Annotated in this window: 10 protein-coding genes; 2 read left to right on the top strand and 8 right to left on the bottom strand. The window is 74.2% G+C overall.

The window, feature by feature from the left end; translation table 11 throughout:
- The first annotated feature begins 135 nt into the window (after positions 1–135).
- Complete coding sequence (qcrB, locus tag ACSMXW_RS12210; protein ID WP_485806058.1) at positions 136–1,773, top strand: cytochrome bc1 complex cytochrome b subunit; 1,638 nt, start codon at positions 136–138, stop codon at positions 1,771–1,773.
- Between the two features lie 513 nt (positions 1,774–2,286).
- Here the strand turns inward: qcrB and ACSMXW_RS12215 are convergent.
- The 6 genes from ACSMXW_RS12215 to ACSMXW_RS12240 all read right to left on the bottom strand — a co-directional run bounded on the left by ACSMXW_RS12215 (position 2,287) and on the right by ACSMXW_RS12240 (position 11,519).
- Positions 2,287–2,862, bottom strand: a complete 576-nt coding sequence (locus ACSMXW_RS12215; protein ID WP_485806060.1) for an SMI1/KNR4 family protein — start codon at positions 2,860–2,862, stop codon at positions 2,287–2,289.
- Positions 2,863–3,736: 874 nt separating this feature from the next.
- Positions 3,737–3,967 (bottom strand): acyl carrier protein, encoded by a 231-nt coding sequence (locus tag ACSMXW_RS12220; RefSeq protein WP_485806061.1) that lies wholly within the window; start codon positions 3,965–3,967, stop codon positions 3,737–3,739.
- A gap of 145 nt (positions 3,968–4,112) precedes the next feature.
- The gene (locus ACSMXW_RS12225) at positions 4,113–5,132 is read right to left on the bottom strand and encodes an SDR family oxidoreductase (protein ID WP_485806063.1); all 1,020 of its coding nucleotides are present in this window, start codon (positions 5,130–5,132) and stop codon (positions 4,113–4,115) included.
- A 2-nt stretch (positions 5,133–5,134) separates the two neighbouring features.
- Positions 5,135–7,015 (bottom strand): glycoside hydrolase family 15 protein, encoded by a 1,881-nt coding sequence (locus ACSMXW_RS12230; protein WP_485806065.1) that lies wholly within the window; start codon positions 7,013–7,015, stop codon positions 5,135–5,137.
- The gene (locus ACSMXW_RS12235; protein WP_485806066.1) at positions 7,012–8,166 is read right to left on the bottom strand and encodes an enolase C-terminal domain-like protein; all 1,155 of its coding nucleotides are present in this window, start codon (positions 8,164–8,166) and stop codon (positions 7,012–7,014) included. The genes ACSMXW_RS12230 and ACSMXW_RS12235 overlap by 4 nt, the downstream gene beginning before the upstream one ends.
- A gap of 188 nt (positions 8,167–8,354) precedes the next feature.
- Entirely contained in the window at positions 8,355–11,519 is a 3,165-nt protein-coding gene (locus ACSMXW_RS12240) for an FAD-binding and (Fe-S)-binding domain-containing protein (protein ID WP_485806068.1), read from the bottom strand.
- 103 nt (positions 11,520–11,622) lie between these two features.
- On the opposite strand from ACSMXW_RS12240, the gene ACSMXW_RS12245 reads away from it, so the two are divergent.
- Entirely contained in the window at positions 11,623–11,817 is a 195-nt protein-coding gene (locus tag ACSMXW_RS12245) for a DUF2795 domain-containing protein (RefSeq protein ID WP_485806069.1), read from the top strand.
- A gap of 352 nt (positions 11,818–12,169) precedes the next feature.
- On the opposite strand, the gene ctaF is transcribed toward ACSMXW_RS12245, so the two are convergent.
- Positions 12,170–12,565, bottom strand: a complete 396-nt coding sequence (gene ctaF, locus ACSMXW_RS12250; protein ID WP_485806071.1) for an aa3-type cytochrome oxidase subunit IV — start codon at positions 12,563–12,565, stop codon at positions 12,170–12,172.
- On the bottom strand, positions 12,562–14,367 hold the full coding sequence (ctaD, locus tag ACSMXW_RS12255) for an aa3-type cytochrome oxidase subunit I (protein WP_485806072.1): 1,806 nt from the start codon (positions 14,365–14,367) through the stop codon (positions 12,562–12,564). The genes ctaF and ctaD overlap by 4 nt, the downstream gene beginning before the upstream one ends.
- Between the last annotated feature and the right edge of the window lie 149 nt (positions 14,368–14,516).

The following is a 14,516-nucleotide window of genomic DNA, read 5'->3' on the forward strand; positions in this document are numbered from 1 at the left end:
CTCCGGTCCAAGACGCCGGGGAACCGGGGGCGCGGAGCCGGTGCCAGGTGTCCGCCCCCGTACGCGCGTCGCCGCTCGGTGACCCTCGGTTTCCCCCTCCCGCGGGCGGGGCACCCGTGCCCGGTGTTCTCTCCTATGAAGCGGGCCCGGGCGGCTGCTCGTGCGTGGAAGGCGGCGGGTGCGAGCGGTCCGGCGGACGGTGCGGCGGCGGGCGGTGCGGCGGCGGGCACCGGGACGGCCCCGGGCACCGGACCCGGTGCGGCCCCGGGCACGGGAGCTGGGCGGAGGTCCCCGGGGGACGGCGGCGCGGCGGCGCGGAACGGCACCGCGACGCGCCTCGCCGACGCCCTGGACCGGCGGTTCCCGGCGTCCGAGGGCGGGGGCCTGCTGCGCAAGGCGTTCCCCGAGCACTGGTCGTTCCTGCTCGGCGAGTTGGCGCTGTACAGCTTCGTGGTGCTGCTGGTCACGGGCGTCTGGCTGACGCTGTTCTTCCACCCCGCCATGACGGAGGTCGTCTACCACGGGCGGTACCGGCCGCTGGACGGCGCCCGGATGTCGGAGGCGTACCGCTCGACGCTGCACATCAGCTTCGACGTGCGCGGCGGACTGCTGATCCGGCAGGTGCACCACTGGGCGGCACTGGTCTTCGTGGCCGCGATCGGGCTGCACCTGCTGCGGGTGTTCTTCACGGGGGCCTTCCGCAGGCCGCGGGAGATCAACTGGGTGCTGGGCGTCACGCTGTTCGCGCTGGCGCTGGCGGAGGGGTTCGCCGGGTACTCCCTGCCGGACGACCTGCTGTCGGGCACCGGACTGCGGATCGCGCAGGGCATCATGCTGTCCGTGCCGGTGGTGGGCACCTATCTCAGCATGGGCGTGTTCGGGGCTCAGTTCCCCGGGCAGGACATCGTGCCGCGCCTGTACTCCCTGCACGTCCTGCTGCTGCCGGGGCTGCTGCTCGCGCTGCTGACGGCGCATCTGATCCTCGTCTTCTACCTGAAGCACACCCAGTGGGCGGGCCCCGGCAGGACCGAGCGGAACGTGGTCGGCAAGCCGCTGTTCCCGCAGTTCATGGCCTCCTCCCTCGGGCTGATGCTGGCCACCTCCGGCGTGCTGACGCTGCTCGCCGCGGTCGGCCAGGTCAATCCGGTGTGGGTGTACGGGCCCTACCGTCCCGACCAGGTCTCGACGGGTTCCCAGCCGGACTGGTACGTGGGGTTCCTGGAGGGCTCACTGCGCCTGGTGCCGCCGTGGGAGACCACGGTCGCCGGGCACACGCTGATGTGGAACGTCCTGCTGCCCGCGGTGGTGCTGCCGCTCGGGCTGTTCGCGGTGCTCTACGCGTACCCGTTCGCCGAGCGGTGGCTCACCGGCGACACGGGCGAGCACCATCTGTGCGACCGGCCCCGGGACCGGCCCGTGCGCACCGGCCTCGGCGTGGCGGGCCTCGCGTGCTACGCGGTGCTCCTCGCCGCCGGCGGCAACGACGTGATCGCCCACGCGCTCCACCTCTCGCTGAACGCGCTGACCTGGGTGTTCCGGATCGCCTTCGTGGTGCTGCCGCCGGTCGCGTTCGCGGTCACCCGGGGGCTCTGCCACGCCCTGCGGGCGTCCGGCCACGAACGGCTCACGGAGGGCGAGGAGACCGGTGAGGTACGGCAGTCGGTCACGGGGGGCTATGTCGAGTCCCGCGCCCCCGGCCCCTCGGCCCACATGCGAGCCGCCACTGAGCAGGGCTGCGCGCCGGCCCACCCGGTTCGCGGCGCCCGCCGGTGAGGTCGGCACCACCGGTGTGGTCGCCCTGCTCTTCCGCTTCTCGTGTTCCAGGACGACAGCCTCCGCGGCGCCCTCGACAAGCCGGACGAGCCGGTCGAAGGTCTCGGCGTGTTCTGGCTTCACCTTCCTCTGACGGTAGTCCTGGGGGGATCACTGCGATGAGCCGCCCGCCGAGTTCCAGCACGGTCTCTGCGAACGGTGAGTCGGCACCGGCAGCGATGCATGAGACGCCGGTGAGGTCTTCCGCATAGGGCTTGAGTGCCTCCCGCAGGCCGTCGCGGACAAGAGGGATGCTGTCTTCTGTCAGGTCCATGTGCCCGGTGACGGCGATGGTGACCACGGTGCTTCCTTGGTGGTCCGCTCCGTAAGTCCTTCGGGGGTTGACGTCGGGGGCGCTGCTCCGGTTGATGTCTGGTCAGGTGTCAGGTGTCAGGTGCGGCGAGGTGGAGTAGGCAGGCGCAGTCGAGTACGTCTGCGGGGGTTCCCGTGGGACTGCCGGCGGGCAGGGCCCACTTACTTCTTGGATTCGGCAAGCCTGATCATCAGCCCCTTGCTCGCGTGGAACAGCTCGGCGAAGCTGGCGTACTCCGAGGACTCCCCATATTTGGGCGCGAACTCGTATGCGGTCCACTCGCCGTCCGGGTGAGCTTTGACGGGATCAAGCAGCCATAGATCCTCGCCGCTGGCGATCACCAGAGCACGCTGGAACAGCGTGACCAACTCGTCGACCTCTTCCTCGGTGTAGATCTCGATCAGGTCGGTGCCAATGCCGGTGTTCCGCAGCCAGTCGATCTCGGCACATGAACTGACCTGGTCGATCCACCCGCCGACGCCGTGCCAGCCGTTGGTGACGGTCAGGAAGGCTCGCAGGCTGGGCGGGAACCGGATGCCCAGGCGCTGCTCGGTGGCTACAACGGTCTGCTCGTCCGCGGGCTCGGCGCCCAGCCAGTGGGTCTCGATCTGCTTGGCGGTCAGGCGTGGGCGCACGTACTCATTTGCGGTCTGCACGTACAAGCCGCCGTACTCGACCAAGTAGCCAGGCCAATCCCCGGCGGTTCGCGGCGCGCTCCCGCCCGATATCTCCGTCACGTCAGCGTTCCTCTCCTCCGGGTGAAACTCCCCGCGCCATTCTCCATCGGCCACTGCGGCCGCCGGGCATCAGCCGCCGGGTATGCGGGAAGAAGGCCAGCGACAAGGGGCCACGCCCACCAACGGCGCCGACTATGCCTGCGGCCGCAACGTCGGTGACCCCTACCTGACCGCCGAAAACCACCCCTGTGCGGCCCCTCGGCCGAGGGTGTAGGGATAGAGCTGGCTGAGCTGGGCCCGCACACGGCTGGACCTGGTTCGGGCTGCCGCCTCGACGGCGTGCCGGGCGTAGCCGACGGCACCTGTCGCATCACCCATGAGGAAGTGGCGTTCGGCGAGGCCGGTGCTGTCCAGGGCGTAGCTGCGGCCGTTCTCGGACCGCGCAGGTCCAGGGCCTCCTGGATGTGTTCGGTGAGCCCTACGAGTCCCACATCCACACGGGGCCGGCATCGCCGGTACCACGAACTACAGCCACAAGGAGTGTCCCGGCCCACCGCGGCGGGCCACCCCCCGGCCGCGAACGGGCCGAAGCCGGAGCGTGGCCTCTGTGCCTCCGCCGCTGGTGCAGGCGTGCCCGAGGCACGACGCCGCACCCGTCACCACCACGGACCAGGCGCCGGCCCGCCCCGGGTCGCAGAGCCCTCACGGGCCGCATCCCCTCCGGGGGCACCTTCCGCGCGCACCTTCCGCGCGCACCTTCCGCGCCATCAAAGCGGTGGGGGACGCCTCGCAGGGGCAGTCTCCGTCGCAGCGGGAGCACCCGCCGCCGGTGGGTTGCTCGCGCCCACGCGGCGGAGCCTCCCCACTGGGCGGGCGAGGCTCGGCCCCGGCCCCCCGAAATGGGCCGGGGCGTGGCCGCACAGGAAGGTGGCGGTCAGCCGCCGCCCTCGGCGAGGCGGCCTTCGAGCATCCGCTTGGCCCGCTGCGCCCGCTCCCGGTCCTGCTCCTGGATGGTCCGGATGAAGTCGGAGAGCTCGTCGTCGCCCATCGCGCGCGCGTCCTCGATGTACGACTCCAGCGTCGACGACTCCTTCAGCGTGTGGTACAGCATGCTGACGAGGTTGTACGTCCTGTCCTGGACGCCCATCCGGGTCTCGGTGGCCATGGCACTTCCCTCCGTCGGGTCTCGATGGTCCTGTGCTCACGTGCCGCGTACCCCTCCCCCGGAAGCCGATGCCGCCGGTCGGGCACGTCGGCCGCCCGCGGTGGCCGGTGGCCGGTGGCCGGTGGGCTCCACGGCCCGGGGCCCCCTACCGCCGCGACCGGGCGCGGAGCGACCGGAGGCGCAGGGCCGCCGTCGCCGCGGCGGCGAGCCCGGCCACCAGGGCGGACGCGGCGGCCGGGTGCCGGGCGACGGCGGCCTCGAAGGAGCGGGCGTGCGCCGAGTCGTCGAAGGCCCCGTGCGCGCCGTGGTCGTCGCCCGCCATCCGGTCCACCGGGTGGAAGAGGTTGCCGGCGCCGGCCGGCGGCGCGCCGTCCGTCTGCTGCGCGTCGAAGCCGGTGCGGGCGAGGTAGCGGTCGAGCAGGGCGGGGGCGAGCCGGTTGGCCCAGACGGTCGCCAGGGTGGAGGCCCCGACGTAGTACTGCTTGCGGCCGGGGTGGTCCGCGGCGCGCAGCACACCGCGGGCGGCGACCTCCGGCTGGTAGATCGGCGGGACGGGGCTCGGGTGGCGGGGCAGGCGGGAGCGCACCCACGAGAACTGCGGGGTGTTCACCGCGGGCAGCTGCGCGACGGTCACCCGCACCTTGCTGCCGCGGTGCAGCAGCTCGGTGCGGAGCGACGAGGTGAAGCCGTTGACGGCGTGCTTCGCGCCGCAGTACACCGACTGGAGCGGGATGGCGCGCTCGCCCAGCGCGGAGCCCACCTGCACGACGGTGCCGCGGTCGCGGGGCAGCATCCTGCGCAGGGCGGCGCGGGTGCCGTTCACGAAGCCGAGGTAGGTCACCTCGGTGACCCTCCGGTACTCCTCGGCCGTGATCTCGTCGAACGGGGCGAAGACACCGGTGAAGGCGGAGTTGATCCACACGTCGACGGGCCCGAAACGCTGCTCGGCCGCCTCGGCCGCGGCCTCGACCTGCTCCGCGTCCGCGGTGTCGGCGACCTGGACGAGCGCGCGGCCGCCGAGGGACTCGACCTCGCGCGCGGCGGCGTCGAGCCCGGCCCTGCCGCGGGCGACCAGCACGACGTCGGCGCCGCGCCGGGCGTACAGGCGGGCGGTGGCCCGGCCGATGCCGGCACTGGCGCCGGTGATCACGACGGTGACGGCCATGGTCAGCTCCTCTTCCGGTGCTCTCGGGGATGTGGGTGGCCCGGGTGGCCCGGGTGGCCCGGGTGTCCCTGGTGGCCCTGGTGTCCCGGGTGGCCCTGGTGTCCCGGGTGGCCCGGACCACCCGGGTGGCCCGGGTGGTCCCGGCCCGGCTCCTGGGCGAGGCGGGCGGTGGTCTCCAGCAGGAGGGCGTGCACGAAGGCCTGCGGGAGGTTGCCGCGCAGCTGCCGCTGGGCGATGTCGAACTCCTCCGCGTACAGACCGGAGGCCCCGCAGGCACTGCGGTTCCGCTCGAACCAGCGGTGCGCCGCGACCAGGTCGCCCTGCCGGTGCTCGGCCAGCGCCATCACGAACCCGCACAGCAGGAACGCGCCCTCGGCCTGCTCCAGCGGCCGCTCGTCGTGGCGGAAGCGGTACACGAAGTGGTCGCGGGCCAGCTCGCGCCGGCAGGCGGCCAGGGTGGCGCGGGTGCGGGGGTCGTCGGCGGGCAGGGCGCCGCGGACGGCGGGCAGCAGCAGCGCGGCGTCCGTCCCGGGGTCGTCGGGGGCGCGCTGCCAGTGGCCGTCGGGGTTGAGGCCCCAGGCGGACGTGCCGGCGAGGATGGTGTCGGCCAGCCGGGCGCAGCCCGCGGCGAGCGGGTGGCGGGGCGCCGCGGCGGCCATCGCGCGCAGCCCGGCGACGCAGGCCAGCCTGCTGTGCGTCCACAGCCGGGCGTCCAGCTCCCACACCCCGGCGTCGGGCTCCCGCCAGCGCTCCGCGACGGCCCGCACGGCGACGGCGGCGGCCTGCCAGGCGGCGCCGTCCAGACGGTGGTGCCGCTCGGCCGCCGCGAACAGCAGCAGGGCCTCGCCGAAGCAGTCGAGCTGGAACTGCCTGCGCACCTGGTTGCCGACGCGGTCGAAGCCGCCCGGGTAGCCGGGCAGGTCCAGTTCCCGCTGGGCGGGGACCTCCGAGCCGTGCACGGTGTAGGCGGGGGCGAGGCGGGGCCCGTCGGCGAGCAGCCGCTCGGTGGTGAACCGGACGGCGGCGTCCAGCAGGTCGTACGCGCCGGCGGCGGCCGCGGCCTGGCCCGCGTAGCTCTGGTCGCGGATCCACACGTACCGGTAGTCGTAGTTGCGGCCCTCCTCGGCGCGTTCGGGGAGGCTGGTGGTGGCGGCCGCGACCATGCCGCCGCGGCGGGTGGTCAGGCCGCGCAGCACGGCGTAGGCACTGCGGGCGTCCCCGGGCGTGGCGGTGTGCTCCAGCGCCGGCACCGCCCGCCGCCACGCGTCCTCGGTGGCGGCCCACAGCTCCGCGGCGCGGGGCAGGTCGCGGGGCAGGGGGCCGGCGGCGCACTCCAGGACCAGGTCGTGCCGCTCGCCCTGCTTCAGCTCGACGGTCGCCGTCAGCCCCTGCTCGCCGGCGCGGGCGGTCGGCGCCCCCTGCCAGCGCAGCCGGTGGCGGCCGGTACGCAGCCGCCACGTGCCGTCGTCGCCCTGCCGGGCGCAGTCGAGCGGCGCACAGCCGTAGCCGCCGTGCGGGTCGAGCACGACGTCGAGGCACGCCGGTCCGTCCACGGCCCGCAGCTGCCGCAGCAGCACCAGCCGGTCGGGGTCGCCGGGGAAGGCCAGCGCCTCACGGCACTCGACGATCCCGCCGGCCGTCACCCACCGGCTGCGCCAGATCAGGGTGCCCTCCTCGTAGTAGCCGCCGGTGACGTGCGTCTCCCGCGGGGTGACGGCGTAGCCGCCCCGGCCGCCGACGAGGGCGGCGAAGACGGCTTCGTCGTGCCAGGTGGGCGCGGACAGCCAGACGATGGCGCCGTCGGGGTCGACCAGCGCGCCGCGTTCCCCGTCGGCCAGCAGCGCGTAGTCGTGCAGCGGGTGCGGGGGGAAGGACACGCTCATGGGTGCCCGCCTCCCGGCCCCGCCACGCGGTACGGCCGGGCGCGCTCGGCGTTCAGGGTCAGACCGAGGCCCGGCGCACCGCCCGGTCCGGGGGTGACGGTGCCGCCCTCGGGGTCCGGGACGCCGTCGAAGAGCAGCCGCTCCACCCGGACGTGGTCGTGGAACCACTCCAGGTGGCGCAGGTTGGGCACCGCCGCGGCGGCGTGCGCGTGGGCGGCCGGGGCGCAGTGCCCTGAGATGCCGATGCCCCGGGCCTCGGCCAGCGCGGCGGCGCGCAGCCAGACGGTGATACCGCCGCACCGGGTGACGTCCGCCTGGAGGCAGTCCACCGCCCCGGCGGCGAGCATGTGCGCGAAGTACGGCAGGGTGTAGCCGTACTCGCCGGCCGTGACGTCCATGGGGACCTGGGCGCGGATCCCGGCGAGTGCGTCGAGGTGGTCCGAGGAGACCGGCTCCTCGAACCACGTCACGCCCGCACCGGCGAGCGCGTCGGCGACGCGGACGGCCTGCTTGGCGCGGTAGGCACCGTTGGCGTCCACATACAGCTCGGCGTCCGGCCCGATGGCGGCGCGGGCGCGGGCGACGCGCTCGCGGTCCCGCGCCTCGCACCGCCCCCACGACTCACCGATCTTGATCTTGACGCGCGGGATGCCCTGTTCCTCCACCCAGCCGCGCAGCTGCCGCTCCTGCCGCCGCGCGTCGTACGTGGTGAAGCCGCCGCTGCCGTAGACGGGCACGTCCCCGCCCGGGGGACCGGCCGCTCCCAGCAGCCGCACGAGCGGCAGGCCGAGGAGGCGGGCCTTGGCGTCCCACAGGGCGATGTCCACGGCGGAGACCGCCTGGGCGGCCACGCCGGGCAGTCCCGCGTTGCGCACGGCACGCCGCATGGCCTCGTTCAGGCGCGGCACGTCGAGTGCCGGGGCGCCCGTGACCACGCCGGCCAGCAGGTCGTCGACGATCCGCGCGGTGGCCGCGGGGGCGTAGGTGTAGCCGAGGCCGGTGACCTCGCCGCAGTGCACGGTGGCGAGGACCAGCGTGGTGCTGTCCCAGCTCAGGGTGCCGTCCGCCTCGGGCACGTCGGTGGGCACCGTGTAGGCGGCGCTCTCCACGCGCGCCACGAGCGGTTCGCTGTCGGAGACCTTCCTCTGCATCGTGAACCTTCTCCGTCGGGACGGGGTGGCCGTTCAGTTACGGGGGCGGGCCGCTCCCGTACGGGGAGGGGCCGGGCCCGTACGGGGGGCGTGCCCGTACGGGGAGGGGGCCGGGCCCGTACGGGCCGTTCCCCTGCCGGGGCCGTTCTCATGAGGGCGCGGGCCGGCCGCGCGGCGTGCGCGGGGCGCTACCGCCGAAGGGTCGTGCGGCGTGCCGCCCCGCGGCCGGCGGCTGCCGCGGCGCTCGCCGTCACCGCCGTGAGGGCGGCGGCGCCCGCGGTGGCCGCCCAGCGGGCGGCGCGTGGGGGCGGGGCGGGCCGCCGGGCGAGGCGTTCGGGCCGCTCGGCGGGGAGGGCGCCGTCCAGGCCGAGGGCCAGTGCCTCGGCGAGGTGCAGGGCGCGGCGTCCCGTGCCGCCCTGCTCGATCTGGGTGCGGCAGCTGAAGCCGTCCGCGAGCAGCAGGGTGTCCGGGTCGGCGGCGCGTACGGCGGGCAGCACGCCCTGTTCCCCGACCGCCATCGCGATCTCGTGGTGGCCGCGCTCGAAGCCGAAGTTGCCGGCCAGGCCGCAGCAGCCCTCGTCCAGGACGCCGGCGTCGATACGGGCGGCGCGCATCAGCTCCCGGTCGGCGTCGTCCCGCATGATCGCGTGCTGGTGGCAGTGGGTCTGGACGGTGGCCCGGCGGCCCAGCGCGGGCGGCCGCCAGCCGTCCGGGGCGTGCCGCGCGAGCTGCTCGGCGAAGGTGCGCACCTGCCCGGCGAGCCGCGCCACGTCCTGGTCGTCGGGCAGCAGCTCGGGCGCGTCGGCGCGGAAGACGGCCGTGCAGGACGGTTCGAGCCCGACGACCGGTGTGCCCGCCGCCAGGTAGGGGCGCAGGACGCCCGTGGTGCGGCGCAGCACCCGCTTGGCGATGTCGAGCTGGCCCGTGGAGATCCAGGTCAGGCCGCAGCAGACGGGTTCGGTGGGCACCGCGACCCGGAAGCCGGCGTCCTCCAGCACCCGGACGGCCGAGGTGGCGACGGACGGGTGGAAGTAGGTGCTGAAGGTGTCCGGCCAGAGCAGCACCGTCCGGGGGTCGGCGGGGTCGGGCGCGGCACCGCCACGGGCCCGCCACCACTGGAGGAACGACTCCCTGGCGAACAGCGGCGCCTCGTAGCCGCCGTCCACGCCGGCCAGCCGCTTGCCCGCCCGGGCCAGTCCCGGCGCGTGCAGGACGGTGTTGGCCAGCGCGGGGGCGAGCCGCGACAGCCTGGCCCACAGCGGCAGCCAGCCCAGCGCGTAGTGCGCCGCGGGGCGCGGCCGGCCGGCATAGTGGTGGGCGAGGAACTCGGCCTTGTACGTGGCCATGTCGACCCCCGTCGGACAGTCCGACCTGCACCCCTTGCAGGCCAGGCAGAGGTCGAGCGCGTCGCGGACCTCGGTGGAGCGCCAGCCGCCGGTCACCGGGGAGTCGTCGTGGCCGCCGAGCATCTCGAACAGCAGCCGGGCCCGGCCGCGCGTGGAGTGCTCCTCCTCCTTGGTGGCCCGGTACGACGGGCACATCACGCCGCCGTGCCGGCTGCGGCAGTTGCCGATGCCGACGCAGCGCAGCACCGCGCGGGTGAAGGAGTGCTCGTCGTCCGGGTAGCCGAAGTGGGTCGCCGCGTCGGCGGGCCGCCATGCGGAGCCCAGGCGCAGCTGCCCGTCCACCGGATGGGGGTCGACGACCTTGCCGGGGTTCATCCGGCCCGCCGGGTCGAACACGGCCTTCAGCTCGCCGAAGGCGGCCACCAGCCGCTCGCCGAACATCCGGGTCAGCAGCTCGCTGCGGGACTGCCCGTCGCCGTGCTCGCCGGAGAGGGAGCCGCCGTGGGAGACCACGAGGTCGGCGGCGCGTTCGACGAAGCGCCGGAAGTCGGCCACGCCGTCCGCGGTGCGCAGCGCGAACGGGATCCGGGTGTGCACACAGCCCTGCCCGAAGTGCCCGTAGAGGGAGGGGTGGTCGTAGTCGAACTCGGCGAACAGCCGCTTCAGGTCCCGCAGGTAGGCGCCCAGGCGCTCGGGCGGGACGGCCGAGTCCTCCCAGCCCTCCCAGGTCTCCCGGTCGTCCGGCGGGCGCGCGGTGACGCCGAGGCCCGCCTCGCGGGCGCCCAGCATCCGCTGCTCGCGCTCGGGGTCGTCGGAGAACGCGACCGTGGCGTCCCGCTCGCTCCGGCCGACGGCGCGCAGCAGCGCGTGCGCCTGCTCGTCGACGTCCTCCCGGCTGTCGCCGCCGAACTGCACCAGCAGCCAGCTGCCGCCCTCCGGCAGGGATGCGAGCGATTCGAGGTGGGTGTGCTCCTCGCGGAGCAGCTGCGCCATCCGCTCGTCGAGCGCCTCCAGCTGGCTGGGGGAGCAGTGTTCCAGCAGGTGGGGGACGTCGTCGGCGGCGCGGCAGATGTCGTCGTAGCCGAGCACGAGCAGCGACTGCCGGGCGGGCACGGGCACCAGGTCGAGTTCGGCGCGGAGCACGGTCGCCAGGGTGCCTTCGCTGCCGACGAGGGCCTTGGCCACGTCGAAGCCGTTCTCCGGCAGCAGTGCGTCCAGGTTGTAGCCGGAGACCCGGCGCGGGATCTTCGGGTAGCCGCGCCGCACGTCCGCCAGGTACTCGGTGGCGATACGGTCCAGGCCGGCGTAGATCTCGGCCCGGCGGCCGCCCTCCGCGGCGATCCGGGCCCGTTCGTCCTCCGTCGTCGGCCCCACCCACATCCGCGTCCCGTCGTAGGTGAGCACCTCCAGGCGGCGCACGCTGTCCACGGTCTTGCCGTACGCCTGCGCCGACGCGCCGCACGAGTTGTTGCCGATCATGCCGCCCAGCGTGCAGTGGCTGTGCGTGGACGGCTTCGGGCCGAACTGCAGGCCGTGCGGGGCCAGTCGCCGGTCGAGCTCGTCCAGGACGAGCCCCGGCTCCACGACGCAGGTGCGCCCGGCGGGGTCGACGGAGACCAGGGCGTCGCAGTACTTGCTCCAGTCGATCACGACGGCGGCGTTCGCGGACTGGCCGGCGAGGCTGGTGCCGCCGCCGCGGGACAGCAGCGGCGCGCCGAAGCGGGCGCACACCCGGGCCGCGGCCGCGCCCTCCTCGACACCGCGCGGCACCACGACGCCCAGCGGGACCTGGCGGTAGTTCGAGGCGTCCGTGCTGTACGCGCCTCTGCTGCCCGCGTCGAACCGCACCTCGCCGTCCACCGCTTCCCGCAGGGCCGCCGCCAGGTCGGCCACGTCCACCGTGGCCGCCGCGCGCCGCCCCTGAACCAGTTCCCCGGCCACCTGGGTCACCCCTTCGCACACAGACCGGGACGCCCGTTCAGCGCCCTGGTCCGGGCGGGTACCCATGTTTGCACCATGCAAGGGGGTGCCCGGCGCGGGGTGGGCATGGGCGGGCCCCGCGTGGTTACCCGGCGGGCGAACGGCACCCCCTACACGCAGGGAGGACACCATGGCGTCCTTCAGCCCCGTCGACCTTCAGCAGGCACTGTCCGGCGCCGGGTACCCGGCCAACGGCGAGCAGCTGGCCGAGTGCGCCCGGGAGAACGGTGCGTCCAGGGAACTCACGCAGGAGCTCGAACAGCACAAGCGGGAGCAGTTCGATGGGCCGGCCGAGGTGAGCAAGGCGATCTTCCGCGAGCAGTGAGGCGCGCTCACCGCGCGGGTTCGGTGCGGGGGGTTTGTACGGCACTCCGTGCCACGCGCCTGCGGCGGGCCGGGACGTTCTGCCCCGTGCGGTTCGTTTCGGCCCGCGGGCCGGTGGCGCTTGTTCGCGCAGTTCCCCGCGCCCCTGATGCACCTACGGCGCCCCTTTTCCGGGCTCGTCCTGCCCCCTGCGGTCTCGCTTCGGACTGACGACCGGCCTGGGCCGGTCGCGCAGTTCCCCGCGCCCCTTCCGGGGGGCCGGAGCACCCCCCTGGCCCCCGGAAGGGGCGCGGGGAACTGCGCGGACGGTGCCCCCGGGCACCGGCGTGGCCCGGCACGTGGCCGGACCAGGTCTACCGCGGTGCCGAGCGGTCGGCGTACTGGAACACCATGCCGCACACCCCGTGGCTGACGAGTCCCAGGCCGATCAGGAAGAGCCACAGGCCGTAGACCACGCCGAGGCAGGCCAGGGTGAAGCCCGCCGCGGCGGTGATCGGCCAGGGGCTGTGCGGCGGGAAGAACTCCACCGGCCCCGCGGCGTCCGCGACCTCGGCGTCCGGGCGGTCCTGCGGGCGCCGGCCGCGGCGCCGGTACTGCGCGCCGAGGAAGCCGGCGACCAGGGCCGCCATCAGGAACGCGATGCCGAGCGCGCAGGTGCCGGCCGGGTCGGCGGAGAGCCAGCCGTAGACGGTGCCGGTGACGGCGAAGAAGCCGGCGACGCCGGCGAACAGGACGGCCTCGGTCCTCATGTGCGGGACGACTCCTCTCCGTGCGCCTGCGACTGACCCCGCGCCCTCGCGGCGGGCGGCGCCCCGCCACCGGACCCCGCGGCGCCCCCGGCGGAGCCGTACGCCCCGCCGCCGGACCGCCCCGCACCGCCGGACCCCGCACCGCCGCCCGTGCGCGGGAACTCCGGATGGTGCAGGTCGAACGCCGGGGAGTCGGAGCGGACCCGGGGCAGGGCGTGGAAGTTGTGGCGGGGCGGCGGGCAGGACGTGGCCCACTCCAGCGAGCGGCCGAAGCCCCACGGGTCGTCGTCCCGCACCCGCCGCCCGTACCGCGCGGTGTGCCACATGTTGTACAGGAACGGCAGCGTGGACAGGCCCAGCAGCGCGGCGCCCACCGACGAGACGGTGTTGAGCAGGGTGAAGCCGTCGGCCGCCAGGTAGTCGGCGTACCGGCGGGGCATGCCCGACTCGCCGAGCCAGTGCTGCACGAGGAAGGTGAGGTGGAACCCGAGGAACAGCGTCCAGAAGTGCACCTTGCCGAGCCGCTCGTCGAGCATCCGGCCGGTGAACTTCGGCCACCAGAAGTAGAAGCCGCCGAACATCGCGAAGACCACGGTGCCGAACAGCACGTAGTGCAGGTGGGCCACGATGAAGTACGAGTCGGTGAGGTGCAGGTCGAGCGGCGGGGAGGCGATGAGCACGCCGCTCATGCCGCCCAGCAGGAACGACACCATGAAGCCCAGCGCCCACAGCATCGGGGTCTCGAAGGAGAGCGAGCCGTGCCACATGGTGCCGATCCAGTTGAAGAACTTCACTCCGGTGGGCACCGCGATCAGGAACGACATCAGTGAGAAGAACGGCAGCAGCACCGCGCCGGTGGCGAACATGTGGTGGGCCCAGACCACCGTGGAGAGCATGGTGATGGCGATGGTCGCGCCCACCATGCCCACGTAGCCGAAGACCGGCCGCCTGCTGAAGACCGGGACGATCTCGGTGACGATGCCGAAGAACGGCAGCGCGACGATGTACACCTCGGGGTGGCCGAAGAACCAGAAGAGGTGCTGCCAGAGGATGGCGCCGCCGTTCGCCGCGTCGAAGACGTGCGCCCCGAACTTGCGGTCCGCCTCCAGCGCCAGCAGCGCCGCCGTCAGCACCGGGAAGGCCGGCAGCACCAGGACGGAGGTGAAGAGCACGTTCCAGGTGAAGATCGGCATCCGGAACATGGTCATGCCGGGGGCGCGCAGGCAGAGGATCGTGGTGATGAAGTTGACCGCGCCGAGGGTGGTGCTCACACCGGTGACGACCAGCCCCATCGTCCACAGGTCCCCGCCCGCGCCCGGCGAGCGCACGGCGCTGTTCAGCGGCGCGTACGCGAACCATCCGAACGACGCCGCGCCGCCCGGCACGACCAGCCCGGAGACCACCATCAGGCCCCCGAAGAGATACATCCAGTAGGACAGCGCGTTCAGCCTCGGGAAGGCCACGTCCGGCGCGCCGATCTGCAGCGGCATCACCGCGTTGGCGAACCCGGCGAACATCGGCGTCGCGAACAGCAGCATCATCACGGTGCCGTGCAGGGTGAAGAGCTGGTCGTACTGGTCCGTGGAGAGGAACTGGAGTCCGGGGCGGGCGAGTTCGGCCCGCATCAGCAGGGCCAGCACGCCCGCGAAGAGGAAGAAACCGAACGCGGTCGCCATGTAGAGGCCGCCGATCACCTTGTGATCGGTGGTGTTCGCCCAGCGCAACAACGCCCGTCCCACGGCCCCGTGTCCCCGCTCCCGACTCGCCCGCGACCCGCTCGCCACCCCTGTTCCTGTGGTCATGCGCCGCCGGGTACCCCGGGCAGGTCGGGGCATGTCCCCGGCCCCCGGTGGCGAAGACGGCCGGTGACGGGGCGTCGGCCGGACGGCTCGCCACGTGCGGGCGGATGGTGGCCCGGTCGGGCCCGCGGAGCCCGCTGGTACTGCAACGG

It is taken from the genome of Streptomyces sp. DSM 116793 (assembly GCF_057320905.1).